Source organism: Streptomyces sp. NPDC093544, from assembly GCF_040683495.1.
In the GTDB taxonomy this organism is placed as follows: Bacteria; Actinomycetota; Actinomycetes; order Streptomycetales; family Streptomycetaceae; genus Streptomyces.
Genome location: NZ_JBFBEA010000057.1, coordinates 1 through 25,948 on the forward strand (window position 1 = coordinate 1; position 25,948 = coordinate 25,948).

The following is a 25,948-nucleotide window of genomic DNA, read 5'->3' on the forward strand; positions in this document are numbered from 1 at the left end:
CCTATTTGAGTCTGCAACCGTAAGCGGCGCTGCCCGGAGGATCCCCATAACCCTCTGGCACCTCTCGTAGAGCCGCCACCCCCAACACCACCCCCCCCCCCACGGCGCGTGACCCGCAAGAGAATTGGCGGCGGGCGCGGCAAGCCGGGCCCGCCGCTCATCTCAACGGCGAACCCTTGGCCCGGCCTGCGCCCGCTCCGCCCTCAGCGGCGGGCCCGTCCCCTGCTCCGTCCGCCGGAGCGGTCGAGCGCGGCCACGCCCACCGCGGCCAGACCGATCTGGATGAGCCACTCGATCCAGTCGATGCCGTTGGTGTCGGATACGTCGAACGCGTTGGCGATTGCGGCGCCGATCAACGCGGCCACGATGCCGACGACGATCGTGAGCAGAATGCCGATGCGCTGGCGCCCCGGGACGACCAGCCTGCCCAGTACGCCGATGATGATGCCGATGATGATGGCACTGATGATGCCTGAGATCTCCATCTCCGCCCCTCTTTGTCGTTGCCCTCGTAGTTATGCGTGTGCCCCCTGGATGCGCAGGCAGTCCGCTCGGCTTTCACGCGAGTAAGAGGCGTGCTCGGACGGCCTCCTGTTCAGCTCCCGTTTGGTCATGTACCGTTCAAGAAGCTGTTTCCCGGAGGACGGCCAACTCCCGTTCTACGCGCGCAGACTTGGCGCCCGCACCGCCTCTCCCACCCCTCACGGAGGTTTGCCGGATGCTCGGATTCAGAAGATCCCGCCACAGACTCACCACGGCGCTGGCCGCGTTCGGGCTGCTCCTCACGGGCGCCGCCGTCCAGACCGCCACCGCAGGCACGGCCGCCGCGGCGACCCCGCACCGCATCCTGTTCGACAACACCAAGTCCGAGACCGCCGGCAACGCCGACTGGATCATCGGCACCAGCCAGCCGGACCCGCTGGGCCAGGACTCCACACCGTCGGCGGAGACCGACTGGACAGGAGCGATCTCCGCGTGGGGCGTCGCCCTGCAGAAGACCGGCAACTACTCGCTGAAGACGCTCCCTTCGGGCAGCACCATCACGTACGGCACCACGGCCGCGACCGACCTGCAGAACTTCGACACGTTCGTCCTGCCCGAGCCGAACGTCCTGCTGAGCACCGCCGAGAAGACCGCGGTCATGAAGTTCGTGCAGAACGGCGGCGGCCTCTTTCTCATCTCCGACCACACCGGATCCGACCGCAACAACGACGGCGAGGACTCGGTCGAGATCATCAACGACCTCATGTCCAACAACAGCGTCGACAGCACCAACCCGTTCGGCTTCACCGTCGACACGCTCACCGTCGGCACCGAGGACCCGAGGGCGATCTCCAGCACGACCGACCCGGTCCTGAACGGCTCCTTCGGCAAGGTCACCGGCAGCATCATCCGCAGCGGCACGACGGCCACCCTGAGCCCCACCTCCAACTCCGCCGTCAAGGGCCTCCTCTACCGCTCCGGATACTCCGGAAACACCGGCGCCTTCTTCGCCACCAGCACCTTCGGCAGCGGCCGGGTCGCTTTCTGGGGCGACAGCTCGCCCATCGACGACGGCACCGGCCAGTCGGGCAACACGCTCTACGACGGCTGGAACGACACCGCCGGCACGAACGCCGCACTCGCCCTGAACGCCACCGAGTGGCTCGCGGGAACCAGCGACAGCGGAGGCGGCGGAGGCACCTGCACCGCCGCGCAGCTGCTCGCCAACCCCGGTTTCGAGTCCGGCAGTTCGTCCTGGACCGCCAGCAGCGGAGTGATCACCACCGCCACCGGTCAGGCCGCCCGCACCGGCTCCTACAAGGCCTGGCTGAACGGCAACGGCTCGGCCAATACCGAAACCCTCTCCCAGTCGGTGACCATCCCCGCCGGCTGCGCGGCCACTCTGAGCTTCTACCTCCACGTGGACACGGCAGAGACGACCACCAGCACGGCGTACGACACCCTCAAGGCCCAGGTTCTCAACAGCAGCGGCACGGTCCTGGCGATGCTGGCCACGTACTCGAATCTGAACGCCGCCACGGGGTACACCCAGCGCACGTTCAACCTCGGCAGCTATGCCGGGCAGACGGTCACCGTCAAATTCACCGGTGTCGAAGGCTCCATCCTCCAGACGTCGTTCGTCATCGACGACACGGCGCTGAACGTGAGCTGACAGACGCGCGAAGGGGCGGGCCCGACTCCGGGCCCGCCTGTGTCACCCGGTGTGAACCCGCCCGTGTCACCCGGAGTGAAGCCACCCGGTTGCGGCCACGACCTCACGCGCGATGTCCACCACCGTGCGGTCGTCGGTGGCAACCCGCACGGTGTCCGCGGGCACCCGCTCATCCAGCAGCCGTGCCTTGTGGGCGCTGTTCGCCAGCTCGCGTTCCAGCTCGGAGCCGATCTCGCGCCCCTTGAGCCGCCGGGCCGTGGTGTCGTCGGTGGCGGTCAGCAGCACGCGGATGATCCGTACCTCGCTCCCCATGGCCTGCCGGAACAGGCTCGCCGACTCGGCCAGCACGCTCACGGTGTTGGTGTAGACGAGACGCCGGTGGCCGAGTTCCGCGAAGTTCTCCCACACCGCCCGGAGATTGCGCTCGGTGATCCCGGCGCGGTGCGGATCGCCGTCCGGCGCCGGATGCACGTACCCCATGAAGTCGCCCTCGACCACCGCGTGAGCGATCTCCGCGACCTTCAGCCGCGCCGAGACCTCCCAGCCCACCGTGGTCTTGCCGACGCCCGCGCGCCCGCCGATGAGCAGTGCCTCCGGTTGATCCATGCCAGAAGCGTGCCAGCCCGGAGCGCGCCGGGCGATCGGGATACGTCCGGTCGCGTACGCCCGCCGTAAGTACTGCTTGACGTGCAGGCAATTGACTGCATAACTTTGAGTGTGCGATCAGACAGAGAGCCCGGGATGCCGGGGATGGATCAGGTCTTCAAGGCTCTGGCCGACGAGACGCGGAGGCAGCTGCTGGACCGGCTGCGCGCGCACAGCGGCCAGACGCTGGGCGAGCTGTGCGAGCACATCGACATGACACGTCAGTCGGTGACGCAGCATTTGGCGGTCCTGGAGGCCGCCAACCTGGTCAGCACGGTGCGGCGGGGGCGGGAAAAGCTGCACTACCTCAATCCGGTGCCGCTCCACGAGATCCAGGAGCGATGGATCGACAAGTTCGAGCGCCCGCGTCTGCGCGCGCTCAGTGCATTCAAGCGACGAGCCGAGGAAGCCATGACCGACAAGCCGACCTACGTGTACGTCATCTACATCCAGAGCACACCCGAGAAGGTCTGGGACGCGCTCACCGACGCGGACCTGACCGCCGCCTACTGGGGCCACAGCAACGTCTCGGACTGGCAGCCCGGCTCCCGCTGGGAACACCGCCGTACGGACGGCTCGGGCATTGCCGACGTGGTGGGCACCGTCGTGGAGAGCGAGCGCCCGACCCGGCTCGTGGCCACCTGGGCCGCACCTGAGGACGAGGGTCGGGCCGACAGGTACTCCCGGGTCACCTACGACATTCAGCCGCACGCCGACATCGTCCGGCTCACCGTGACCCACGAGGACCTGGCCGACGAGGGCGCCCTGAGCGACGTGAGCTCCGGTTGGCCCGCGGTGCTGTCCAACCTGAAGTCCCTGCTGGAGACCGGCAGCCCGCTGCCGCAGGAGCCGTGGCTGGTGCCTGGCCGCTGACGCGTCGACGGGGCACGGAGGAGGCCGGCCCGCGCTGAGCGGACCGGCCGCACGTCGGCTTCCCTTCTGTGGCTTGCTGCTTCCTACCGGCTACGCCCGGATGTGCTGCCCCTCGCCGTGACCGCGCACAGTGCCCCCAGCACCACGGCCAGTGCGCCGATGATGATGCTGTTGAGGACGACTCCGGTGTCCGGGCTGGTGCCGACGACCCATGGCGAGATGATCATCCACGCGCCCATCGCGCAGATCGCCCAGCTCAGGCCGTACATCCTCTCCGGCGTGATGGTGAATCCGAGGGCCAGCAGGCCTATCGCGATGCCCATGATGAGGTTGTGCGTCACGAGGGCGGGCTGGCTTGTCGTGTAGTGGAGAATCCACGGGGACACTGTGCAGTACAGGCCGAGCAGGAACACCGGCCCGTCCACGAGCGCCACATCGCGGGCGCCGACCACGCGGGCATACCGGTCCCGCATTTCATCGGCGTCGGGGTGGCTGCTGATGTCGCTTCGGGGGTGCGAGACGTTGGCCATAACTCGTCTCCTTCGAGCTCTCTCGATCTCTGGGCCCTACCGCTCATGGTCCGGTATGCGGTAAGTGCCTGACTCATCCCATTGTGCTCTTATTTCTTCCTTATGTGTAGCGGGAGGTGTGTCAGGTACCGGAGATGAGCAGGTAGTCGAGGTTGAAGCCACCGGTCTCGCAGTAGACGGTGACCGTCTGTTCTCCGGCCCGGAGGTCGACGGGTACGTGTACCGACTGGTAGCTCGCCCAGCCACCCGTGGCGGGCACCGAGGCCGTTGCCAGCGTGGCGCCCTTGTCGTCGCGGAGCGACACGGCGTTCGCCGCGGTGGTGTCCGTACCGTTGGCGACGCGCAGCTCAAGATCGTAGGAGCCTGCCTGCGGCACATCGACGGCGTACGTGAGCCAGTTGCCGGCGGCCGTCCAGCCCACGTTCTTGCCGCCACTGGCGGCGGAGTTGTTCTCGATGAAGTTGCTGCCGTCCGCGGGCCAGCCCTGCTGGCCGGTGTACGACTCGGCCTCGATCCTCTCGCCCACAGGGGTTGAGTGCGGCCGCACGGTGAGATGGACGGTCACCTGGTCGTGCGCCCTTCCGTCGGTGGCGTAGAAGGTGAGGTCCTGCTCGCCGGCGACGGTCGGACGGATCGTGACCAGGCCGGTCGCCGGGTCGAGGGTGACGCCGCCCGGCAACTCGGTGGCGTAGTAGGCCAGCCGGTCCCGGTCCCGGTCGGTCGCCTTCAACTGCAGGCTCACGGTGCTGTACTGGTCGGCGACGACATCGGCGGCCTGCTCGAGGACCGGGGCGTGGTTACGGGAACCCGTCGGCACCTTGCCCTTCCACCGGTAGGTGGCGAAGGAACCCGCCGGAACGGTCACGACGAACGTCTGGTCGGCGACGACGACCCGGACCTTGCTGTCGGTGCCGGCGCTGTTGCCGAGGACGGCGGTGAAGGTGCCGTTCTTGGAGCGGTAGACCACGTTGCTGACACCGTGCTCCGTGGCGCTGGACTCCAGGCGCACGTCACCCGGGGAGAGATACTTGGAGAACTGCCCGATCGTGTACAGCTCGTCGCGGACGGTGAAGTCCTTAGTGAGCGTGTTCACCTTCACCAGTCGGTCCGGCCACTTGGTGGTGGCCGCGACCTCGTCCCAGTCGATGTTGTTGTCGCGGGAAGGCGTCCAGTGCAGCGTCCCGCCGTCCTGGTCGGTGGCCTGGGCCCACAGGATGTAGGAACCGGCGTCGAGGCGGAAGTCGTTGAGGATCGTCGAGGGCGACAGATCGCTCGTCTCCGTGAGATGGACCGGCTTTCCCGTCTCCTCATAGGCGTCCCGCATGACGCTCGGGTCCCCCCAGTAGGGGTGGAAAGCGATGGCGTCCGACGCGTCGCGGACCTCCTCGCCGGTCACCGAGCCGTCCGGGGCGTCCTCGAAGATGCGGTAGTAATTCTTGGTCGCCGTACTGTTGGGATCACGCCAGTCCCAGAAGTTGAAGTCGTGCACGTACAACTCGGTGCTCAGTCGCGCCTTCTGGAACTCACGCTTGATCGCCAGGGTCAGCTTCTGCTGCTGCTCGACACTGATGTCCATCGCCGGGTAGACGACGTCCATGCCCGGCTCGTTCAGCAGAGTCAGCGCGTCGACAGGGATGCCCTTCTTGGCGTACGCCTGGACGAACTTGACGTAGTACCGCGCGAACACGTCGATGCAGTCGTCGCGCAACTTGCCGGCCTGGTAGTAGTCCGTGGTGCTCCCGGGCTTGAGCGCGACCTCACCGGTGAACCGGTTGTTCGTCTTCATCCACGCCGGTGCGCTCCACGCCGAGGCGAAGAAGGTGGCCTTGGGGTTGTAGCGCTGAATGAGCTTGATCGTGTCGATGATGTGCAGGTCGATGTCCCGCTGGATGGAGAAGTACTTCAGACCAAAGTCCTCGGTGACACCGGCGGGCAGGTCGTCCTCCGACCAGAACGGGAGGTGCTCGATGAGATCGGGGCTGCCGATCGTCAGCCGGAACCGGTCCAGGCCCGCGCCGGTCTTGGGGTCGACAAGGAGCCGGATGGCTTCCTCACGCTTGGCAGGCGTCAGTTTCCACAGGTTGGACACGCTGGTCTCGTCCAGGGAGAAGCCGATACCCGTGTATTCCTGCCGGGCGGCACTGGGGTCGACGACCACGGTGGCATCGGCGGAGCCGCCGGAACCGGTGCCTGTCCGGACGCTCGGCAGCGGCTGCCAGGCCTGCTCACCGCCGGTCGAGTAGGTGCCGGTCACGACCTGGCCGTTACCGGCCGACCCGCCGGCGGCCCGGTCCGCATGCGCGGCCGGACCCGTGCCGGCCAGCGTGGACAGTGTCGTGACAGCGATGGCCGCGATCGCGGTGAGAGTACGTCTCACAGCTGCTCCTGGGCTCGGGGGATGAGGGGGGTGGCGCTGCGCTGAAAGAGAGGCGCGCGACCGTTTGCCGCCAACGGCGCGAGCTGAACGGGCGGTTCAAGAGAGAACGCCGCGACATCGGATACGTCCCGGCGACCTGGTACGCCTCCACGACGTATCCGGAGTCGGTGAGCTGGCCGGCGCCGTCCGGCAGCCGACAGAGGGGTGTACGTATGCGTTCTGACGTGGCGACAGCCACCACAGCAACTCCCTCCCACCCCACCGATGCGGCAGATCCAAGCAATATCCTTGGTGTTAAGTCAAGGCTTGAAAAAAGTCATCCTGGTAAAGCGGGCACCGGTGCAGCGCAGTTGAGACAGGCGGAGGCAGAGGTGTGGGAGCTGAGTGAGGACGAGCTGCCGGCGCGGTTGCCCGAAGCGATCTGGGGGACGCCGTACGTCGGCGGGCGCTTTCCCGGTTCCCGGGCGGTCGCCGAGACGCCGGGCCTCGCCGAGGGAGCCAACTGCCAGCTCTTCGCCTACGCGGTACTCCGGCACTGGGCTCTGGACGTCCCCGGCTGGCGGTCGAGCGACCTGTGGGACGACACCGGACTCACCGAACGGGTCGCGCACGCCCAGCCGTTGGACCTGGTGCTCTTCAACGCCACCGGCGAGGCCTGGGGTGCGCACGTCGGCGTGGTCGTGGGGGAGGGGCAGGTCCTGCACCTCTGCGCCGAGGTAGGGCGTCCGGCCGTGTGGAGCATGGCGGACTTCGCCGCCCGGGACCGGTATCGCACGCTCATCGGCTTCAAGCGGGTCCTGCGGCGGGCGTGAGCCGCCCGCCGAGCTCCCGGGCCCTGTGGACGAACGCCTCGTGCAGGTCGTCGGCCGCGCGGGGAACGGAGTCCGCCCTGCGGCGCTGCAGCATCAGCACCACCTGCGTCGAGTCGTCGTCGATCGGCCGGTAGGTGATCGCGCCGCATCGCTCCAGCGGATCGTCCAGCACGCTGAAGTCGGGCAGGACCGTCACGCCCAGGCCTTCGGCGACCATCACCTTGCCCATCTCGGCGCCGTCGGTGGAGTACGAGAAGGACGGGGCGTGGCCCTCCAGGAGCCGGTGGAGGTAGCGGTGCATGACATACCCGGCGCGCATGGCGATCAGCGGCTCGTGCTCGTCGAGGAGATCGGACGCCGAGACCGTGTCCCGTGAGGCAAGGGGGCTGTCAGGACGTACACACAACACCGGTCGTCCGCGCAGCAGTTCGGTGGTCTCGAAGTCGGCGGGCAGATCGTCGCCGTCGAGGTGGTTCACCAGGCCCAGGTCGAAGCCGCCCTCCGAGAGGGCCCGGTGGATGTCCGACTGCTGCGCGCCGACCACCTCCACCTGCGTCTGCGGATGCGTCGCGCGGAACTCCCGGACGGTGGGGATGAGCAACGGCACGGTCGCCGCGTTCACCGTGCCGACGCGGACCATACGGCTGATGCGGTGCTGTTCGCCCGCCGCGCCCCGCAGTCGGTCGACCGCGTCCAGCACGTTGATGATGTGCGGCAGCAGGTCCCGTCCCTCGGCGCTCATCTTCGCGCCGGTCCGCTTACGTTCGAGCAGGTCGACGCCGAGTTCGCGCTCCAGGTTCCGTACGGTCTCGCTGAGCGCGGGCTGCGAGAGGTGGAGTTCCTCGGCGGCCCGCCGCAACGATCCGAGCCGGGTGACCGCCGCGATGTATTCCAGCTGCTCTATTCGCACCCCAGCAGAATGCGGTCGCCGGCTCGCCGCGTTCAAGGGTTTCCCTGTCACACCTTCGTGAAATACACCGGTCCGGGATGCGAGACCGGTCGGCTATTCCTTGACGGTCCGGACGGGGGGCTGCGACGATCGACGACATGAAGATGCGACCGGACCTCACGCGGCGACGCCACGTCGACCTCGCGCGTGTCTCCAGTTCCTTCTGTTGTAGCGAAGCCTGACGATCCCGACGGTAGGGTCCCCTTCGCACAGACCAGCCTGCCCATCGGTGAATTCTCCCGCGCGGTAGATCTCTGTGTTTTCCGGCACCTGCCGCCCCCCTTTCACCGCCCGCATTCCCACGGAAAAGCCGGGCCCGTAATTCGTCATGCCCTCGTATCGACCACCGGGAGTTCTCCGTGCCCGAAACGGAATCCGCGACCGACACCCCCACAGGCACCACCGGCGAACCCGTCCGCTTCGCGTACTGGGTCCCCAACGTCAGCGGCGGTCTGGTCACCAGCAAGATCGAGCAGCGCACCGACTGGGGTTACGACTACAACCGTGAACTCGCCGTCCTCGCCGAGAACAACGGCTTCGACTACGCGCTCAGCCAGGTCCGTTACATGGCCAGCTACGGCGCCGAGTTCCAGCACGAGTCGACCAGCTTCAGCCTCGCCCTGCTCCTCGCCACCGAACGTCTGAAGGTCATCGCTGCCGTCCACCCGGGTCTGTGGCACCCGGGCGTCCTCGCCAAACTCGGCGCCACCGCCGACCACCTGTCGAAGGGCCGCTTCGCGGTCAACGTCGTCAGCGGCTGGTTCAAGGGCGAGTTCACCGCCCTCGGCGAACCGTGGCTGGAGCACGACGAGCGCTACCGCCGCTCCGAGGAGTTCATCCGCGCCCTGCGGCAGATCTGGACCGAGGACCACACCGAACTCGCCGGTGACTTCTACCGGTTGCGGGACTTCTCGCTGAAGCCCAAGCCCCTCAACACCCCCGAGCGCCCGCACCCGGAGATCTTCCAGGGCGGCAACTCCACCGCCGCCCGCGCCATGGCAGGGCGGGTCTCCGACTGGTACTTCTCCAACGGCAAGGACTTCGACGGCGTCACCGAGCAGATCGCGGACGTCCAGAAGGCCGCGACCGAAGTCGGGCGCAAGGCACCGAAGTTCGGCCTCAACGCCTTCCTGATCGCCCGCGACACCGAGGCCGAGGCCCGCGACACCCTCCGTGAGATCGTCGCCAAGGCCGACAGCGAGGCCGTCGAGGGCTTCGGCGCCGCCGTGAAGCAGGCGGGACAGTCCACCACCGACGGCAAGGGCATGTGGCAGGACTCCAGCTTCGAGGACCTCGTCCAGTACAACGACGGCTTCCGTACGGGGCTGATCGGCACCCCGGAGCAGATCGCCGAGCGGATCGTCGCCTACAAGCGTCTCGGCGTCGACCTTCTGCTCCTCGGCTTCCTGCACTACCACGAGGAGGTCGAGTACTTCGGCCGCCGGGTGCTGCCCCTCGTACGTGAACTGGAAGCCCAACTGCCTGAGTCCGAGGCCGAGTCCGCGTCTGTGCACGCGTGACCGCCTCTGTCGGCTCCCCCCGCCCCTACCGCACCGCTCTGCGAAAGAGGTAGACAAGCATGAGTACCGCCACCCCCACCGACTGGCAGACCCGCCCCGCTCCGCAGACCGCCCAGGACTGGATCGCCCGCGCCGCCGCGGTCGCCGCCGTCCTCGCCACCGACGCCGCCGAACGCGACCACGCCGGAGCGACCCCGCACGCGGAGATCCAGCTCCTCAAGGACTCGGGCCTCGTCACCCTGCTCGGACCCACCGAGCACGGCGGCGCGGGCCAGGACTGGCCCACCGCCTACCGCGTCATCCGCGAGGTCGCCAAGGCCGACGGCTCCATCGGCCAGCTCCTCGGCTACCACTACCTGTGGAACTGGGCCGCCCGCCTGGTCGGCACCCGCGAGCAGTGGGAGCACGTCGAGGCCGAAGCCGCCAAGGGCCGCTGGTTCTTCGGCGGCGCCGTCAACCCGCGGGACAAGGACGTCGTGGTCACCGAGGACGGCGACGACCTCCTCTTCACCGGCCACAAGTCCTTCTCCACCGGCAGCAAAGTTTCCGACGTCACCGTGCTCGAAGGCGTCTTCGAGGGCACCGACCGGCACGTCTTCGCGATCGTGCCCTCCGACACCGAGGGCCTGACCTTCCACGACGACTGGGACAACATCGGCCAGCGACTCACCGAGAGCGGCAGCGTCACCCTCGACCGGGTCCGCACTCCCTGGGCGAGCGCCGCCGGGTACGTCGACAAGGAGTTCCAGCCGCGGATCTACAACACCCTCAACGTCCCCACCATCCAGCTGGTCTTCGTCAGCTTCTACCTCGGCATCGCCGCCGGCGCCCTGGACACGGCGGCGACCTACACCCGCACCAAGGCCCGCTCCTGGCTGCACGGCGGCCATGAGCGCGCGGTCGACGAGCCGTACGTCATCGACACCTACGGCGACCTCACCGCGAAGCTCTGGGCGGTCGAGGCGCTCGCCGACGCCGTCGCCGCCGAGGGACAGAAGCTGCACGAGGACCCCGACGCCGTCACCGAGCAGACGCGCGGTGACTTCGAGGTCAGGGTCGCCGCCGTCAAGGCCCGCGCCACGGACGTCGCCCTGGAGATCGGCAACCGGATCTTCGAGGTGACCGGCGCCCGCTCCACCGCGGGGGCCGAGGGTCTCGACCGGTTCTGGCGCAACATCCGCACGCACTCCCTCCACGACCCGGTGGCCTACAAGCGGCGCGAGGTCGGCCGCTGGGTACTCGAGGGCGAACTGCCCGAACCCACCTGGTACTCCTGACCGCTCGCCCGGGGCGCCTCCGTCGGGAGGCGCCCCGCACCGCAGAAAGAGGGCCCATGGCCACCGTCCTGTCCGTCTCCGGCAGCCCCTCCGTCTCCTCCCGCACCGCCAAACTCCTGCGCCACCTGGACACCCGGCTGGCGGCGCAGGGGCACAAGGTCATCCCGCTCGACGTCCGCACGATCCCGGCGGAAGCCCTGCTCGGCGCCGACTTCAAGCACCCCGCCATCGTGGAGGCGACCGAACTCTTCGCCCTCGCCGACGGCGTCGTCATCGGCACCCCGGTCTACAAGGCCGCCTACTCCGGTGTCCTCAAAGCCCTGCTCGACCTGCTCCCGCAGTACGCCCTCACCGGAAAGACCGTGCTGCCGCTGGTCACCGGAGGCAGCACCGCGCATGTCCTCGCCCTCGACTACGCGCTCCGCCCCGTCCTCAACTCCATGGGTGCCGCGCACATAGTCCAGGGCTGGTTCACCCTCGACAAGGACATCACGACGGGCGAGGACGGCAGGATCACCGTGGCACCGGGCACCGCCGAGGCCCTGGCCCAGGTGGTCGACCAGTTCTCGGCCGCTCTCGGCCGCACGCCCCTGCTGGCTGCGGCAGGCTGACACCATGACCGCCAAAGTGATCGCCGACGATGTCGAGGCACTGGCCGTCGCCGCCGCGCTCGCCGACGAGTTCCGCGCCGGTGCCTCGGCGCGGGATGCCGAACGAAAGCTCCCGCGAGCGGAGTTGGAGCGGCTTTCCGCCTCCGGGCTGCTCGCCGTCACCGTGCCCGCCGCGTACGGTGGCGCCGACGTGCGCCAGGAGACCCTCGCGGAGATCTTCCGGCTGCTGGCCTCTGCCGACGCCAGCCTCGCCCAGATCCCGCAGAACCACTTCGTGTACGTGAATGTGATAAGCCGTCAGGGCGCCCCGCAGCAGCGGGAGTTCTTCTTCGCCGAAGTGCTGGCCGGGCGCCGCTTCGGCAACGCCCAGTCGGAAGCGGGCACCAAGCACGTCCAGGACATCCGCACCCGCCTGGAACCCCAGCCGGACGGCTCGTACGTGCTCACCGGCGTCAAGCACTACTCCACCGGCGCGCTCTTCGCGGACTGGATCCCCGTCCTCGCCCGAGCCGAGGACGGCAACCTGCACGTCGCATACGTCCCGCAGAACGCCGCCGGGGTCACGGTCGTCGACGACTGGGACGGAATGGGGCAGCGTACGACGGCCAGCGGCACCGTCCGCCTCGACGCCGTGGCCGTTCCCGCCGACCGTGTCGTCCCGCACCACCTCACCTTCCAGGAACCCCAACTCCACGGCGCCGTCGCACAGTTGCTGCACGCCGCCATCGATGCCGGGATCGCCGCGGGTGCGCTCGCCGAGGCCGTCGAGTTCGTCCGCACCAAGAGCCGGCCCTGGTTCGAGAGCGGCCTCGACACCGCGGCCGAGGATCCGCTGCTCATCCAGCGCTTCGGTGAACTCGCCATCCAGGTGAGGGCGTCCGAGGCGCTGCTCGGCGCCGCCGCCCGCGCGGTCGACGCGGCCCGCGAGGACCTCGACGAGGATTCGGCTGCCGAGGCGTCGATCGCGGTGGCCGCCGCGAAGGTGCACACCGCCGCCACCGCCGTGGAGGTGGCGGACGCGCTCTTCGAGGTGTCCGGCACCCGCTCGGCCCTCAACTCCCTCAACCTGCACCGGCATTGGCGCGACGCCCGGACCCACACGCTGCACGACCCGGCACGCTGGAAGATCCAGCACATCGGCCGTTACGTACTCAATGGCACGAAGCCCCCTCGGCACGGCCTGCTCTGAACGGAGACCTCACGTGTCCCTCACCTTCCACTGGTTCCTGCCCACCAACGGCGACAGTCGGCATGTCGTCGGTGGCGGCCACGGCACCCCGGCCACCGTCTCGGGACGGGACCGGCCGCCGACGGTCGCTTATCTGAGTCAGATCGCCCGTGCCGCCGAGGACCTGGGCTTCGTCGGCGCGCTCACGCCCACCGGCGCCTGGTGCGAGGACGCCTGGCTGACCACCGCGATGGTCAGCCAGAACACCGAACGTCTCAAGTTCCTGGTCGCCTTCCGGCCCGGCTTCGTCTCACCCACGCTCGCCGCGCAGATGGCGTCCACCTTCCAGCGACAGACCGGTGGACGCTTGCTGCTGAACGTGGTGACCGGCGGCGAGAGCCACGAGCAGCGCGCCTACGGCGACTTCCTCGACAAGGACGCCCGCTACCGCCGTACCGGCGAATTCCTCCAGATCGTCCGGGACCTGTGGGACGGCAAGACCGTGGACCTGGCGGGCGAACACCTCAAGGTCGAGGACGCCAAGCTCGCCCGCGTACCCGACCCGGTGCCCGAGATCTACTTCGGCGGCTCCTCACCCATCGCCGGTGAGATCGCCGCCCGTCACGTGGACGTCTACCTCACCTGGGGCGAGCGGCCCGCGCAGGTCGCCGAGAAGATCGCGTGGGTACGCGGCCTCGCCGAGAAGGAGGGACGCAGCGTCCGGTTCGGGATCCGGCTGCACGTCATCACCCGTGACACCTCCGAGCAAGCCTGGGCCGAGGCCCACAAGCTCCTCGACGGCTTCGACCCGGAGACCGTGAAGTCCGTACAGACAGGGCTCGGACGCAGCGAGTCCGAGGGCCAGCAGCGGATGCTCGCGCTGCACGGCGGGAGCCGCGACGGCCTGGAGATCCACCCCAACCTGTGGGCCGGGATCGGGCTGGTGCGCGGCGGCGCGGGCACGGCTCTGGTCGGCAGCCACGACGAGGTCGCCGAGCGGATCAAGGAGTACCACGCCCTCGGCATCGACGAGTTCGTGTTCTCCGGCTATCCGCACCTGGAGGAGGCGTACTGGTTCGGCGAGGGCGTCCTGCCGCGGCTTGCCGCACAGGGCCTGTGGCAGCACCCGTTCGCGAAGCCGGCCACTCCGGCGGCACAGGTGCCCTTCACGAGCTGAGCCGACCGGGCGACCCGAGCGAACCGAGGTGCGCCGTGCGCACCTCGGCCGTCTGCCCCTGCACCAGCAGGAACATTCCCTCGCGCGCCAGCCGCTGCGCCGGACTGCCCAGGTCGATGGAGCGCCCGCCACCGGCCACGACCGCCGCGGTCGTGGCCGCGCGCAGGAGGTCGTACGACCGCGTCTTGACCGCAAGCCGTTCATCGATGCGCTCGGTCGGCACCGGGTGGTCGGCCAGCTCGTACGCCTGCCGCCTGATCTCGTTCAGGCGGGTGCGCAGTGCACGCGCGGTCTCCTTCGTGGCGGGGTCGCCGTCGGACCCTTCCAACAGGTCGAGCGCGGACGCGGTGACGGCGAAGACGGCCGGTGAGGCGTTGGTGTTCTTCGGGCGGTCGGTGACGGCCCAGGTCTCGTACGGGGCACGCAACGCCACCGCGTCGTCCGGCAGCCACAGGCCGGCCAGCTCCAGGGAGACCGTCCGGGAGGCGGTGAGCGCGGCGAGCCGCATCGGAGGAGAGGGCCGCAGACCGGGCTGCTCACGCGCCTCGGTGAACGCGAACAGCACGTCGTCCGTCTCCGTCACTCCGGCCAGCAGCATCACGTCGTTGAGACCCCAGCCTGTGTACCACGGCACCGTTCCGTCGAAGCGCCAGCCGCCGCGCTCGCGGGTGACCCGGACAGGCACGCGCGGATGGGCGCGCAACTGGGCGTACGCCACCCCGGACAACAGCTCACCACGCGCCAGCGGGCCCAACAGCCGCTCGCGCAGGGGAAGTTGAGCCTTGGTGAGCATCTGCACCGGTGTGTGGTGCTGGGTCTGCACGAACCAGGTCGAGCAGCACGCCCCGGCCAGGATCTCGGCGGTCTCCCGGGCCACCGCGGCGGGCGCCGCCGAACCGCCGTACTCCACCGGAGCGCTCACCCCCAGCAGTCCCGACCGTTTGACCGCCTCGATACTGCTCGCGGGCACCCCCTCCTGGTCCACGCGCTCCGCCTGGGGCGCGAGCACCTCGGCGGCGAGATGGCGGGCGCGGCTGACGAGGTGATGCGGTGCGGTGCTCATCGGAGGAATCTCCCGGTGTCGAGGTGTCCGGTGCCGATTCAACCTTCCACGCGGGGAGCACCTGGAACCGGGTCAACGATCAGTGGAGTGCGCGCGTGCCCGCGCGGGGACCCGTATGCCCCTAGGTAGACGTAGGCGCGTTTGTCGTACCTCGTGGATACAGCTCGTTGGTTCTTGAGCTTGTTGATCGCCCGTTCCACGGTGTTGCGCTGCTTGTACCGCTCCTTGTCCCAGCCGGGGCCGGGCGACCACCTGCCCGGCTCCAGCGGTTGCTGTAGGCCCTGTCGGCGCTCACGCTGTCCGGTGGGCCGCGCGGGCGCCCCGGCCCGAGGCGGGGCGACCGCGCGGCACTCAGGTGGATCTTGGTGGTGAACCCTCCTCGGGAGCGACCGAGCGCCTCACCTCCTGCACCACCTCCACCAAGCGGGCGCGTAGCCTCGCCCACGGCATCCCGCTCTGATGTGCCATCGCCACCGCCCCTTTTGACGCACCGGGTGGCGGGGCCTTGCGGGCGCCGGCCGCGTGCTGGTGGGCACGAATCGAGCTGGAGTCGACCGAGACGTCCCAGTCGATCCCGGCGGCGGCATCGGCCTGGGGCCTGCACCTGCTGGAGCAGCAGCTCCCAGGTCCCGCCGGCTGACCAGCGCCGATGGCGCTCATAGACGGTCTTCCACGGCCCATAGCGCTGGGTCAGGGCCTCGCCCACGGCTTTGCGCGCCTTCGCGCGGGCGTCTTTGCGGCTGCCTGTTCCGCCTCGGACGCGCCGCCTTACGGCAGCAGGGTCCGGACCGCGCGTCGCGGTCCGGACCCTGCCCCGTGCGGTGCCGCCCTGCGGCGGCGGTGCGTCAGCGCTGTGCGGTGTCGTCGCCCGCCTGCCCGGCGCCCTCAGCTGCGCCTGTCTTCTCACGCATCTTGCGCACCAGCTCCGCCTTCTGGTCGGCTGCACCCTGGCGGTCGAGGTTGCGATGCGGACCGTGGTTCTGCCGTTCGGCGCGGGACAGCTTCTTGCGCTTGCCGCCGCCCATGCCCACGGGGTTGTTGATGTTCTTGCTCACGGTCACGGGTTCTCCCGGTAATGATGTGAAGTGATCTACGGATTCATCGGTGGGGGACGGGCGGCGACGTCGCAAGACGTCACCAGGGGCCCATCACGCTCTCACTCGTAAATCGGCGCCTGGAAGAACATGACAAAGACGTTACCCGGTTCCGTCGGCCCCGCACACCAACCTGTTCGCCGCCCCGGTGTCGGCCGCGACTTCAGCGAGCGCCCGGGGGCAGCCGATTCCTTCCGGGATCTCAGAACCGCCGGCACCCGCCGGTGGTCGCCGCCCGCCCGGTCGACGCAGGCGGCAAGACCCTGAATACGCCGGCCAGCGTAATCCACCTCTCGAAGACCCGGAGCCCGCTCTGCCGCTCAGAGATCGCTCGGACAAGTCCTAAGGCGCACGCGCCCCTCGCCCCGACGGCGCACGCACCCCTCTCACCCCCGACGGCGCACGCGCCCCTCACACGCTGAGCGCCTCCCGCACCGACCGTTCCGCCTCCTGTCCGCCCTCGCCCGAGGATGTGACCCGTCCGGCTTCCAGGACGTAGTACCGCTGCGCCGCCCGCATCGCGAAGCCGACGTGCTGTTCGACCAGGAGGACGGAGAGCCCGCCGCGCGCGGCGAGGGCGAGGATCGTCTCCTCGATCTCGGCCACCACGGAGGGCTGGATGCCCTCGGTGGGCTCGTCGAGGAGAAGCAGCCGAGGGTCCGTCACCAGGGCGCGGGCGATGGCGAGTTGCTGTCGCTGGCCACCGGAGAGCAGCCCGGCGCGCCGGCCCGAGAGGGTCCGAAGCGCCGGGAACAGGTCCAGTGTCTCGGCGATGGCCTCCTTGCCGCGCGCTCGCCCGTCGGCGACCAGCTGGAGGTTCTCCGCGGTGGTGAGGTGCGGAAAGGCCTGCTGCCCCTGGGGGACGTACGCCATACCGCGGGCCACACGCTCATGGGGCTTGCGGCGGGTGATGTCCTCACCGTCGAGACGGACGGCGCCGCTCTGCGGGCTGAGCAGTCCGACAGCGGTGCGCAGAAGGGTGCTCTTTCCGGCGCCGTTGTGTCCAAGGACGGCTGTCACGCCGTCGTGCGGAACTTCGACAGAGACTTCGTGCAGGACGGAGCTGCGGTGGTAGCCGACGCGTACGTCGTCGATCTCCAGCATCATGTCCGCTCACGCCTCCCGCACGGTGACGCCCGCGGAGGCCTCGCCGATCGGAGGCCCGCCGACTGGACCCTCGCTTATCGGACCCTTGCCGATCGGGGTCTCGGCAGTCGGTGAATCGGCCGCGTGCCCGAGATACACCTCCTGCACCTTCGGATCCGCCTGCACCTGGGCCACCGTCCCCTCGCTCAGCACCTTGCCCGCGTGCAGCACGCTGACGCTACGGGCGAAGGAGCGCATGAAGTCCATGTCGTGCTCGATGACGACGACGGTCCGCTCCCGGCTGATGAGCTCCAACAGCTCACCGGTGGCCCGCCGTTCGTCGTGGCTCATGCCCGCCACCGGTTCGTCGAGCAGCAGCAGCCGTACGTCCTGGACGAGCAGCATCCCGATCTCCAGCCACTGCTTCTGACCGTGCGCGAGTGTCCCGGCCGGGCTGTCGGCGAGTCCGGTGAGGCCCACCGTGTCCAGCGCGCGGGCGACGGGCTCCGGCACTCCCTTGCGGCGGCGCAGCATCGTCAGCATGCTCCGGCCCGCGCCCGCCGCGATGTCCAGATTCTGAAGGACCGTCAACTCGTCGAAGACCGTGGCGGTCTGGAAGGTCCGGCCGATGCCCGAGCGGGCGATCCGGTGCACGCTGCGCCCGAGGATCTCCTCACCCCCGAAGCGCACCGAGCCTTCCGCCCTGGCCAGTCCGGTGACGGCGTCGACCAGTGTCGTCTTGCCCGCGCCGTTCGGCCCGATGAGGAAACGCAGATCACCCGGAGCGACATCGAGGTCGACTCCGTCCACGGCGGTGAATCCGTCGAAGGACACCCGCAGTTGCCGTATCTCAAGACCTGAGAGTTCACTCATACCGCTTCTCCCACAGGAAGGACGGGCGCCTTCTCGCCGATCCCCGGCTCGTCGGCCGGCCGGGAAGACCTGCGCCGGCGCCGTACGATCCCCACCAGCGAGGCGAGACCGCCCGGCAGGAAGGCCAGGGCGACGATGAACAGCAGCCCCTGGAAGTAGGTCCAGGCCGCGGGAAACTCCTCCGACAGCGCCGTCTTGGCCCAGGCGACACCGACCGCGCCGAGCACCGCGCCCACCAGGATCGCCCTGCCGCCGACCGCGGCGCCGATGACCAGCTCGATGGACGGCACGATCCCGATCAGCGCGGGGGAGATGATCCCCACCGCGGGCACGAACAGCGCACCCGCGAGCCCGGCCATGCCCGCCGCCACGACGTACGCGACGAGCTTCACGTTCGCCGGGTTGTACCCGAGGAAACGGACCCGCTCTTCGGAATCCCGTACGGCTACCAGGAGTTCGCCGTACCGGCTGTGGATCAGCTGGCGGGCGAGGGCGATCAGGAGGAGCAGGACCGCGGAGATGATGAAGTACACCATCCGCTGGTTGACCGGGTCGTCGAGGTCGTAGCCGAAGAAGCCCTGGATGTCGGTGAGTCCGTTGGTGCCGCCGGTCGTGGCCTGCTGGCCGATCAGCCAGATGGCGAAGGCGGCGGCCAGGGCCTGGCTGAGGATCGCGAAGTACGCGCCCTTCACCCGGCGCCGGAAGATGAACGAGCCGAGGATCGCCGCGACGGCCATCGGCAGCAGTACGGTCGCCGCGAGCGCGAAGAGCGGATTGGCGAACGGCCGCCACCACCAGGGGAGTTCGGTGGCGGTGCCGTACAACTGCATGAAGTCGGGGAGATTGCCGGGCCCCGCGTCCGCGATCTTCAGGTGCATGGCCATGGCGTAACCGCCGAGCCCGAAGAAGACGCCCTGCCCGAGCGTCAGCAGTCCGCCGCGGCCCCAGGCCAGGCAGATGCCCACGGCGACGATCGCGGTGCACAGGTACTTGGCGAGCAGCCCGAGCCGGAAGTCGGACAGTGCGAGCGGCGCCACGGCGAAGAGCACGACGGCGCCCGCGGCGAAGCCGGCCGCGGGGCGCAGCGCCGGGAACCGTCCCTTGATTCCTGCGGGTTGCTTCGGGGCGACAGGAGTGGTGGTGGTCATACGAGACTCCTCGTGCGCAGCGTGTACAGCCCCTGGGGCCGCCACTGGAGGAACGCGACGATGGCCACGAGGACCAGCACCTTCGCGACGCTGACGGTGGTGGAGTACTCCAGTACGGACTGGAGCACGCCCAGCACGAAGGCGACGATCACGGTGCCCTTGAGCTGTCCGATGCCGCCGACCACGATCACCAGGAAGGCGTCGATGATGACGTTGGTGCCCATCGTCGGCCCGATCGGACCGACCAGTGTCAGGGCGACTCCGGCGACCCCGGCGAGCCCGGACCCGATGAAGAACGCGGTGCGGTCGACGCGGCCGGTGGAGATGCCGGACACCTCGGCCAGGTCCCGGTTCTGCACGACGGCGCGGATCCGGCGGCCGAGCGGGGTGAGGCGCAGCGTCAGCGCCAGCGCGAGAACCGCCGCGAGGGCTAGCCCGAGAATGAACAGGCGGCTGTTGGCGAAAGTGAGCGGGTCGTCGCCGCCGATGACGGTGATGTTCCCGGTGAGAACGTCGGGCGCGCGAGTCTGCACATTGGGCGCCCCGAAAATATCGCGGGCGAGTTGCTGGAGCATCAAGGAGACGCCCCATGTGACGAGAAGTGTGTCGAGTGGCCGTAGGTAAAGGCGGCGAATGAGCAGCCATTCAAGGAGCGCGCCGAGCGCCCCCGACACGAGAAAGGCGACGGGAAGCCCGACGAGCAACGATATTCCTGCGCTGGAAATGGACTTCTGGAGGACATAGGTGGTGTAGGCGCCGGCCATGATGAACTCGCCGTGGGCCATGTTGATGACATTCATCTGGCCGAAGGTGAGCGAGAGGCCGAGCGCGATGAGCAGCAGAACGGCACCGATGCTGACGCCGGTGAACATCTGCCCGAGGATCACGGTCATGCGGCGACTCCGGGGAGGCGGGACGCGGGGGCCTCAACGCGTGGGGCCCCCGCGAGCGGGTGATCAGGAGAGGCCGGCGGCCCAGTCGTAGCCCTTGAGGTACGGGTCCGGCTTGATCGGCTTGCCGGAGTCCCAGACCTGCTCGATCAGTCCGTCGTCGCCGATCCTGCCGATGCGGGCGGTCTTGTAGATGTGCTGGCTGGCGCCGTCCACGGTGACCTTGCCCTCGGGCGCGTCGAAGGTGATGCCGTCCGAGGCGGCCTTGACCTTCTCGGGGTCGAACGACTTCGCCTTCTCGACCATCGCCTTCCACAGATAGACCGAGGTGTACGCGGCCTCCATCGGGTCACTGGTCGGCTTGTCCTGGCCGTACCTGTCCTTGTAGGCCTTCACGAACTTGGTGTTCGCCGCGCCCGGAGTCGTCTGGTAGTAGTTCCAGGCCGTCAACTGGCCCTCCAGGTACTGCGCTCCGATCGACTTCACCTCTTCCTCGGCGATCGACACGGAGACGACCGGCATGCCCTTGGCGGTCAGGCCCGCGGACTTGTACTCCTTGAAGAAGGCCACGTTCGAGTCGCCGTTGAGGGTGTTGAAGACCGCGTCCGCCTTCGACGCCTTCACCTTGTTGGCGATCGTGCTGAACTCCGTGGAGCCCAGCGGAGCGTAGTCCTCGCCCAGCACCGTCATGCCGTTGGCCTTGGCGTACGCCTTGATCTCCTTGTTGGCGGTGCGCGGGAAGACGTAGTCGCTGCCGACCAGGTAGATCTTCTTCTTGCCCTGGCTCTTGAGGTAGTCGAGCGCGGGGACGATCTGCTGGTTGGTGGTCGCGCCCGTGTAGAAGATGTACGGGGACTCCTCGAGCCCCTCGTACTGCACGGGGTAGAACAGCAGCGACTTGTTCTTCTCGAAGACCGGCTTGACGGCCTTGCGGCTCGCGGAGGTCCAGCAGCCGAAGGTGGCCGCGACCCGGTCCTCCGAGATCAGCTTCTGTGCCTTCTCGGCGAACGTCGGCCAGTCGGAGGCGCCGTCCTCGCTGATCGGCTTGATCTGCTTGCCGAGCACTCCGCCCGAAGCGTTGATCTCCTCGATCGCCAGCTTCAGCGAGTCGCGTACGGTCACCTCGCTGATCGCCATGGTGCCGGAGAGCGAGTTGAGCAGTCCGACCTTGACGGTGTCGCCGCTCACGTCCGCCTGCGCGGCCTTGTCGGACGTACCGCCCTCGTCGGTCTTCGCGCCGCACGCGGACAGCGCGACAACCGCCGCGAGTGCGGCGGCGCCGGCCACCACCCGGCGTCGGAGATTACTGGAATCGTTTGAACCGCTTGAACCGCTGGACAAAAGAACCCCCTCGGACTGTGGAGGAGACGACCTCCTGAAGTGCGGTCCACAGCCTCAAGTCACCCTGTTTCCAAGGCGTTTCGGGACACTTTCCCAGCCGTATCTTCCCGCTCTCATGGAGCCTTCATGGGGCAATAGCGGGGCATTCAGGGGACGTTCGGGGGCTCTTCTCCGGGCAACAAAAAATGCCTAGGGCAGAATTCAACACCTGAATTCACAATTCGCCCGAGGCATTCTAGTTACTTCCTGCGGGAAGTATCTTGGCGGGGGTGCGGCCATGTCAAGGGCGGGAACCGCGAAGGTCGAGCTGGGCGACCACGTCGAAGCCGACACCGTCCGCCCGCGCCAGATAGATGCGTTGGCGGACATGACCGCCCCTCAGATGGAGCAGCCCGCGCGGGCCCTCGTACGACACCGTCTCGGCCGCCGCCCCGATCGCCGACACGTCCAGGGCCCTGGCTCGCGCGATCAGCGCGGCCAGCAACAGCACGCCCTCGTAACAGGATTCGCCCAGGCTCCCCAGGGCCGGTGCCTCGATGCCGAACCGTCCGGCGTACTGGCCGTGGAAGTCCAAGGTGTCCTGGTTCGCCAGCGAGGCGAAGAACCCGGCGGTGCTGTAGAGGTCGACGGTGGCCGTCGGGCCGCTCGCCATCAGCATGTTCTCGTCCATCAGCGTGCTCAGCCGCAGACAGCGCGCGTCGAGACCGGCCGCCGCGAACGCCCGGTTGAAGCGGACCGCGTCGCTGCCGACGAGCAGCATGAGCACACCGTCCGCGTCCGACCGCTCGATGCGGCGCAGCACCGCGTCGAAGTCGTGTGTGCCCAGGGGGAGATAGACCTCTCCTTGGATCCTGCCGTCGGCCTGCCGTGCGTAGGCGTGCGCGGCTCGGGCGGTACGGCGAGGCCACACATAGTCGTTGCCCACGACGAACCAGCGCCGCACCCCGCGCTCATGGGCCAACAAGCCCATCGCGGGACGCAGTTGATCGCGAGGGGTCTCGCTGGTGAGGAACACGCCCGCGGTGTTCTCGCCGCCCTCGTACAGTGCGGTGTAGACGTACGGCACCCGATGCGCGATCCTCGGCGCCAGCGCCTGCCGCACCGAGGAGATGTGCCAGCCCGTGACGCCCTGCACGACTCCAAGGTCCACCAACGCCTCGACGTGGTCGGCGACTTCGCGCGGTGCGCTGCCGCCGTCGACGGGCACCAGCCGCAGCTCCCTGCCGAGGACACCGCCCGCGCGGTTGACCTCCTCGGCGGCCAGCTGTGCGCACAGTTCGCAGGTCGGTCCGAAGATCCCCGCCGATCCCTGTATGGGGAACACGAGCGCCACCCGGAACACGGAGTCGTCTGCCGTGAACCAGTCGGGCGGAGGCGGATCCTGCTGGAACATGGCGTCATGATTTCGGGTCCGTCCGGTGAACTCCAGTCTGTCTCATACCATGTACAGCCCCGGGACCCAGGGCCCGCCGGACAGACCCCAGGGAGCAGGATGCCCACCCCAACTCCGCGTCAGCCCCAGGATCTGGCGCACCTCCTGACGCGGGCCGAGCGGCTGGCCGCGCGTCGGCTCCAGAGCGTGCTGGACGAGGACGGCTGCTCACTCGACGCATGGCGGGTGCTCGCCCTGCTCAGCGACGGCCAGGGGCATCACATGACGTCGATCGCCGAGACCGCCTTCCTGCCGCCCCCGACGCTGACCAAGCTCGTCGACCACCTCGTCGACCAGAACCTTGTCCACCGCCGGGTCGATCCGCTCGACCGGCGCCGCATCCTGGCGTACCTCACCCCGCGCGGTCAGACGTACTGGCGACGCCTCGACCGCGAGGTCCGCGCCCAGTGGCCGGTGCTGAGCGACGGCGACGACGAGCTGCTGCGGGCCCTGCTGGGACGCCTGGTGGACACGCTCGACGAGGCGAGCACCGAGACCGCTCTCTGAACTCTCCGGCTCGGTATGGTCGCGGAGAGTGCCTTTCGCGTGCCCGGAATTTATTTGGGCAGGTGAAAGGTTGGCATATACATCCAGCTGTACAGTCGGCTTTACGTCCAGCTATCGAGTACGTCGCGCGGTGGCCCCACCCGTCCGCGCCAGACCAGCGAGGCATCGTGAACCAGTCCACCCCCGAGCAGCCCGCCGATGTCGTCTCCCGGCTGCGTACGACCTTCCGCTCCGGCCGGACCAAGCCCGTCGAGTGGCGTAAGTCCCAGCTGCGTCGTCTGCGCGAGCTGCTCACCACGCACGGCGAGGACATCGCGGCGGCCCTCCACGCGGACCTCGGCAAGAGCTCCACGGAGTCCTTCCGCACCGAGATCAACTTCACCGTGCGCGAGATCGACCACACCCTGGAGCATCTCGACACCTGGCTGCGCCCCGAGCCGGCCCCGGTCCCGGCGCACCTCGGTGCCGACGCGACGGCCTGGACCCAGTACGACCCTCTGGGTGTCGTCCTGGTCATCGCTCCCTGGAACTACCCGGTGCAGCTCCTGCTCACCCCGCTGCTCGGCGCGCTTGCCGCGGGCAACGCGGTGGTCGCCAAGCCCAGCGAGCTGGCCCCTGCGACGTCCGCCGTCCTGGCCCGGCTGCTGCCGCAGTATCTGGACACCGACGCGGTCGCCGTCGTCGAGGGCGCCATTCCCGAGACCACGGCCCTGCTGGCCGAGCGCTTCGACCAGATCTTCTACACCGGCAACGGCACGGTCGGCCGCATCGTGATGCGCGCCGCCGCGGAGCACCTCACCCCCGTCGCCCTCGAACTGGGCGGCAAGTCGCCGGCGTTCGTCGACCGCGGCACCGACCTTGCCGTCGTCGCCGCCCGGCTCGTCCGCGGCAAGTTCCTCAACGCCGGACAGACCTGCGTCGCACCCGACTACGTCCTCACCGACCCCGGGACCGCCCGCGCCCTGGAGCCCGAGCTCGTCCGGGCCGTCGAAGCGCTCTTCGGCGCCGAACCCAAGACCTCCACCGAATTCGGACGGATCATCAACGAACGGCACTTCGACCGGCTCAGCGCGCTGCTCGGCTCCGGCCGCGCGGTCACCGGAGGCGACAGCGACCGCTCCGTCAAATACATCGCGCCGACCGTCCTGGCGGACGTCGACCCCAAGTCGCCGGTCATGCAGGAGGAGATCTTCGGACCGATCCTCCCGATCGTCACGGCGGCGGACCTCGACGAGGCCATCGGCTTCATCAACGACCGTGACAAGCCGCTGGCGTTGTACGTCTTCACCGACTCGGACACCACCCGGCAGCGGCTCGCCGCCGAGACCTCGTCCGGCGGCCTCGGCTTCGGCCTGCCGCTTGCCCATCTGACCGTCTCCGACCTGCCGTTCGGCGGGGTCGGCGAGAGCGGCATGGGCAGCTACCACGGGCGCTACTCGATCGAGACGTTCGGCCACCGCAAGGCCGTGCTGGAGAAGCCGCTCGACTGATGCGGGATGCGGGCGGTGGCCCGGGCCGGTGCTGAACCGGACCGGGCCACCGTGCTGTTCAAGTGTCGGCAAGTATCCGAAATGTCCAGGTATCGGGCGTGCCGCCCAATTGTCGTCGGATGCCCGGCAGTTCACCCGCCAACGTTGTCAGATCCGCGTGGTCTATACCTTGACTGGTACAGACCAATACGGTTGAGTGTGCCTCCACACCCCCCACCACGGCCGCCCCCGACGCCGTGTCCGGCTCGACCGGCGCGTGTGCCCAAGGCTTTGCTTCGCTTTGCCTTGGTCGGGTGCGGCCGTGCTCCGAAGAGGAGTTGATCCTGTGTCGAGGCGCCGTATCTCCGCCGTCATGGCCGCAGTCATCATTGGAACCGCCGCACCGGTGCTCTTGCCGGCCGCGAGCGCTTCCGCCGCGGCCTGTTCGAGCTACTCCAGCTGGGTGGCCGGCAAGGCGTACGTCACCGGCAACATCGTCCGCTACACCGACGGCAAGGCCTACATAGCCGAGCACGACAACCCGGGCTACGACCCCACCGTCAGCACCTGGTACTGGGAGCCCTACGCCTGCGACAGCGGCTCCGGGACCCCCGTCGGAAGCTTCGTCGTCACCGAGGCCCAGTTCAACCAGATGTTCCCGAGCCGGAACTCCTTCTACACGTACAGCGGTCTGGTCGCCGCCCTGAGTGCGTACCCCGCCTTCGCCAACACGGGCAGCGACACGGTGAAGAAGCAGGAGGCCGCGGCCTTCCTCGCCAACGTCAACCACGAGACCGGCGGCCTCGTCTACATCGTCGAGCAGAACACCGCCAACTACCCCCACTACTGCGACTACGGCCAGTCCTACGGCTGCCCGGCCGGTCAGTCCGCGTACTACGGCCGCGGCCCGATCCAGCTCAGCTGGAACTTCAACTACAAGGCCGCGGGTGA

At 68.7% G+C, this 25,948-nt stretch carries 25 protein-coding genes and 1 pseudogene; 12 read left to right on the forward strand and 14 right to left on the reverse strand.

The window, feature by feature from the left end; genetic code table 11:
• Positions 1–203: 203 nt before the first annotated feature.
• Entirely contained in the window at positions 204–485 is a 282-nt protein-coding gene (locus AB0N66_RS41685) for a GlsB/YeaQ/YmgE family stress response membrane protein (RefSeq protein ID WP_365445951.1), read from the reverse strand.
• A 233-nt stretch (positions 486–718) separates the two neighbouring features.
• Between AB0N66_RS41685 and AB0N66_RS41690 the strand changes: the two genes are divergently transcribed.
• The gene (locus AB0N66_RS41690) at positions 719–2,155 is read left to right on the forward strand and encodes a hydrolase (RefSeq protein ID WP_365445954.1); all 1,437 of its coding nucleotides are present in this window, start codon (positions 719–721) and stop codon (positions 2,153–2,155) included.
• 66 nt (positions 2,156–2,221) lie between these two features.
• On the opposite strand, the gene AB0N66_RS41695 is transcribed toward AB0N66_RS41690, so the two are convergent.
• Entirely contained in the window at positions 2,222–2,761 is a 540-nt protein-coding gene (locus tag AB0N66_RS41695; protein ID WP_365445957.1) for a hypothetical protein, read from the reverse strand.
• 144 nt (positions 2,762–2,905) lie between these two features.
• Here AB0N66_RS41695 and AB0N66_RS41700 point away from each other — a divergent pair, with 144 nt between their 5' ends.
• Positions 2,906–3,673, forward strand: a complete 768-nt coding sequence (locus tag AB0N66_RS41700) for a metalloregulator ArsR/SmtB family transcription factor (protein ID WP_365445960.1) — start codon at positions 2,906–2,908, stop codon at positions 3,671–3,673.
• An 83-nt stretch (positions 3,674–3,756) separates the two neighbouring features.
• Here AB0N66_RS41700 and AB0N66_RS41705 read toward each other — a convergent pair whose 3' ends face one another.
• Both AB0N66_RS41705 and AB0N66_RS41710 read right to left on the reverse strand, forming a co-directional pair.
• On the reverse strand, positions 3,757–4,203 hold the full coding sequence (locus AB0N66_RS41705; protein WP_365445963.1) for an SPW repeat protein: 447 nt from the start codon (positions 4,201–4,203) through the stop codon (positions 3,757–3,759).
• 121 nt (positions 4,204–4,324) lie between these two features.
• Positions 4,325–6,580 (reverse strand): carbohydrate-binding protein, encoded by a 2,256-nt coding sequence (locus tag AB0N66_RS41710; RefSeq protein WP_365445966.1) that lies wholly within the window; start codon positions 6,578–6,580, stop codon positions 4,325–4,327.
• 371 nt (positions 6,581–6,951) lie between these two features.
• Here AB0N66_RS41710 and AB0N66_RS41715 point away from each other — a divergent pair, with 371 nt between their 5' ends.
• Positions 6,952–7,392, forward strand: a complete 441-nt coding sequence (locus AB0N66_RS41715) for a hydrolase (protein ID WP_365445969.1) — start codon at positions 6,952–6,954, stop codon at positions 7,390–7,392.
• Here AB0N66_RS41715 and AB0N66_RS41720 read toward each other — a convergent pair.
• The gene (locus AB0N66_RS41720; RefSeq protein WP_365445972.1) at positions 7,367–8,302 is read right to left on the reverse strand and encodes a LysR family transcriptional regulator; all 936 of its coding nucleotides are present in this window, start codon (positions 8,300–8,302) and stop codon (positions 7,367–7,369) included. The two genes, AB0N66_RS41715 and AB0N66_RS41720, sit on opposite strands and share 26 nt — an antisense overlap.
• A gap of 143 nt (positions 8,303–8,445) precedes the next feature.
• Between AB0N66_RS41720 and AB0N66_RS41725 the strand changes: the two genes are divergently transcribed.
• The 6 genes from AB0N66_RS41725 (at position 8,446) to AB0N66_RS41750 (ending at position 14,094) form a co-directional block, all read left to right on the forward strand.
• Positions 8,446–8,523: a putative leader peptide gene (locus AB0N66_RS41725; protein WP_365446020.1), complete on the forward strand. Its 78-nt coding sequence runs from the start codon at positions 8,446–8,448 to the stop codon at positions 8,521–8,523.
• 177 nt (positions 8,524–8,700) lie between these two features.
• The gene (gene sfnG, locus AB0N66_RS41730) at positions 8,701–9,861 is read left to right on the forward strand and encodes a dimethylsulfone monooxygenase SfnG (protein ID WP_365445975.1); all 1,161 of its coding nucleotides are present in this window, start codon (positions 8,701–8,703) and stop codon (positions 9,859–9,861) included.
• Positions 9,862–9,920: 59 nt separating this feature from the next.
• Positions 9,921–11,138: an acyl-CoA dehydrogenase family protein gene (locus AB0N66_RS41735; RefSeq protein ID WP_365445978.1), complete on the forward strand. Its 1,218-nt coding sequence runs from the start codon at positions 9,921–9,923 to the stop codon at positions 11,136–11,138.
• Between the two features lie 56 nt (positions 11,139–11,194).
• On the forward strand, positions 11,195–11,749 hold the full coding sequence (ssuE, locus tag AB0N66_RS41740) for an NADPH-dependent FMN reductase (RefSeq protein WP_365445981.1): 555 nt from the start codon (positions 11,195–11,197) through the stop codon (positions 11,747–11,749).
• 4 nt (positions 11,750–11,753) lie between these two features.
• Entirely contained in the window at positions 11,754–12,938 is a 1,185-nt protein-coding gene (locus AB0N66_RS41745; protein WP_365445984.1) for an SfnB family sulfur acquisition oxidoreductase, read from the forward strand.
• A 13-nt stretch (positions 12,939–12,951) separates the two neighbouring features.
• Positions 12,952–14,094, forward strand: coding sequence for an LLM class flavin-dependent oxidoreductase (locus AB0N66_RS41750; protein ID WP_365445987.1), 1,143 nt, complete (start codon positions 12,952–12,954; stop codon positions 14,092–14,094).
• Here the strand turns inward: AB0N66_RS41750 and AB0N66_RS41755 are convergent.
• From AB0N66_RS41755 to AB0N66_RS41795, 9 genes and pseudogenes are all read right to left on the reverse strand, one after another.
• Positions 14,084–15,157 (reverse strand): acyl-CoA dehydrogenase family protein, encoded by a 1,074-nt coding sequence (locus AB0N66_RS41755; protein WP_365445990.1) that lies wholly within the window; start codon positions 15,155–15,157, stop codon positions 14,084–14,086. The genes AB0N66_RS41750 and AB0N66_RS41755 overlap by 11 nt on opposite strands.
• A gap of 38 nt (positions 15,158–15,195) precedes the next feature.
• Positions 15,196–15,851: pseudogene (locus AB0N66_RS41760) on the reverse strand (hypothetical protein); the annotation flags it as partial.
• A 151-nt stretch (positions 15,852–16,002) separates the two neighbouring features.
• Positions 16,003–16,218: a DUF6243 family protein gene (locus AB0N66_RS41765; RefSeq protein WP_365445993.1), complete on the reverse strand. Its 216-nt coding sequence runs from the start codon at positions 16,216–16,218 to the stop codon at positions 16,003–16,005.
• Between the two features lie 444 nt (positions 16,219–16,662).
• Positions 16,663–17,355: an urea ABC transporter ATP-binding subunit UrtE gene (gene urtE, locus AB0N66_RS41770; RefSeq protein WP_365446023.1), complete on the reverse strand. Its 693-nt coding sequence runs from the start codon at positions 17,353–17,355 to the stop codon at positions 16,663–16,665.
• 9 nt (positions 17,356–17,364) lie between these two features.
• Complete coding sequence (gene urtD, locus AB0N66_RS41775) at positions 17,365–18,210, reverse strand: urea ABC transporter ATP-binding protein UrtD (protein ID WP_365445996.1); 846 nt, start codon at positions 18,208–18,210, stop codon at positions 17,365–17,367.
• Entirely contained in the window at positions 18,207–19,358 is a 1,152-nt protein-coding gene (urtC, locus tag AB0N66_RS41780) for an urea ABC transporter permease subunit UrtC (RefSeq protein ID WP_365445999.1), read from the reverse strand. The genes urtD and urtC overlap by 4 nt, the downstream gene beginning before the upstream one ends.
• Positions 19,355–20,251 carry an urea ABC transporter permease subunit UrtB gene (urtB, locus tag AB0N66_RS41785; RefSeq protein ID WP_365446002.1) on the reverse strand — a complete coding sequence of 299 codons (897 nt, stop codon included), beginning with the start codon at positions 20,249–20,251 and terminating at the stop codon, positions 19,355–19,357. The genes urtC and urtB overlap by 4 nt, the downstream gene beginning before the upstream one ends.
• Positions 20,252–20,314: 63 nt before the next feature.
• Entirely contained in the window at positions 20,315–21,538 is a 1,224-nt protein-coding gene (gene urtA, locus AB0N66_RS41790; protein WP_365446005.1) for an urea ABC transporter substrate-binding protein, read from the reverse strand.
• 331 nt (positions 21,539–21,869) lie between these two features.
• A complete protein-coding gene (locus tag AB0N66_RS41795; protein ID WP_365446008.1) occupies positions 21,870–22,982 on the reverse strand; it encodes a substrate-binding domain-containing protein in 1,113 nt (370 codons plus the stop codon).
• Between the two features lie 99 nt (positions 22,983–23,081).
• Here AB0N66_RS41795 and AB0N66_RS41800 point away from each other — a divergent pair, with 99 nt between their 5' ends.
• The 3 genes from AB0N66_RS41800 to AB0N66_RS41810 form a co-directional block, all read left to right on the forward strand.
• Entirely contained in the window at positions 23,082–23,528 is a 447-nt protein-coding gene (locus AB0N66_RS41800; protein ID WP_365446011.1) for a MarR family transcriptional regulator, read from the forward strand.
• Positions 23,529–23,695: 167 nt separating this feature from the next.
• A complete protein-coding gene (locus AB0N66_RS41805; protein ID WP_365446014.1) occupies positions 23,696–25,018 on the forward strand; it encodes an aldehyde dehydrogenase family protein in 1,323 nt (440 codons plus the stop codon).
• Positions 25,019–25,343: 325 nt separating this feature from the next.
• On the forward strand, positions 25,344–25,948 hold a 605-nt coding region (locus tag AB0N66_RS41810; protein WP_365446017.1), incomplete at its 3' end, for a glycoside hydrolase family 19 protein.

Excerpts from the sequence above, each read along its gene's own strand:
- AB0N66_RS41685 (WP_365445951.1), bottom strand. The coding sequence starts at position 485 with ATGGAGATCTCAGGCATCATCAGTGCCATCATCATCGGCATCATCATC.
- AB0N66_RS41690 (WP_365445954.1), top strand. The coding sequence starts at position 719 with ATGCTCGGATTCAGAAGATCCCGCCACAGACTCACCACGGCGCTGGCC.
- AB0N66_RS41695 (WP_365445957.1), bottom strand. The coding sequence starts at position 2,761 with ATGGATCAACCGGAGGCACTGCTCATCGGCGGGCGCGCGGGCGTCGGC.
- AB0N66_RS41700 (WP_365445960.1), top strand. The coding sequence starts at position 2,906 with ATGGATCAGGTCTTCAAGGCTCTGGCCGACGAGACGCGGAGGCAGCTG.
- AB0N66_RS41705 (WP_365445963.1), bottom strand. The coding sequence starts at position 4,203 with ATGGCCAACGTCTCGCACCCCCGAAGCGACATCAGCAGCCACCCCGAC.
- AB0N66_RS41725 (WP_365446020.1), top strand. The coding sequence starts at position 8,446 with ATGCGACCGGACCTCACGCGGCGACGCCACGTCGACCTCGCGCGTGTC.
- AB0N66_RS41735 (WP_365445978.1), top strand. The coding sequence starts at position 9,921 with ATGAGTACCGCCACCCCCACCGACTGGCAGACCCGCCCCGCTCCGCAG.
- ssuE (WP_365445981.1), top strand. The coding sequence starts at position 11,195 with ATGGCCACCGTCCTGTCCGTCTCCGGCAGCCCCTCCGTCTCCTCCCGC.
- AB0N66_RS41745 (WP_365445984.1), top strand. The coding sequence starts at position 11,754 with ATGACCGCCAAAGTGATCGCCGACGATGTCGAGGCACTGGCCGTCGCC.
- AB0N66_RS41755 (WP_365445990.1), bottom strand. The coding sequence starts at position 15,157 with ATGAGCACCGCACCGCATCACCTCGTCAGCCGCGCCCGCCATCTCGCC.
- urtE (WP_365446023.1), bottom strand. The coding sequence starts at position 17,355 with ATGCTGGAGATCGACGACGTACGCGTCGGCTACCACCGCAGCTCCGTC.
- urtD (WP_365445996.1), bottom strand. The coding sequence starts at position 18,210 with ATGAGTGAACTCTCAGGTCTTGAGATACGGCAACTGCGGGTGTCCTTC.
- urtC (WP_365445999.1), bottom strand. The coding sequence starts at position 19,358 with ATGACCACCACCACTCCTGTCGCCCCGAAGCAACCCGCAGGAATCAAG.
- urtB (WP_365446002.1), bottom strand. The coding sequence starts at position 20,251 with ATGACCGTGATCCTCGGGCAGATGTTCACCGGCGTCAGCATCGGTGCC.
- AB0N66_RS41795 (WP_365446008.1), bottom strand. The coding sequence starts at position 22,982 with ATGTTCCAGCAGGATCCGCCTCCGCCCGACTGGTTCACGGCAGACGAC.
- AB0N66_RS41800 (WP_365446011.1), top strand. The coding sequence starts at position 23,082 with ATGCCCACCCCAACTCCGCGTCAGCCCCAGGATCTGGCGCACCTCCTG.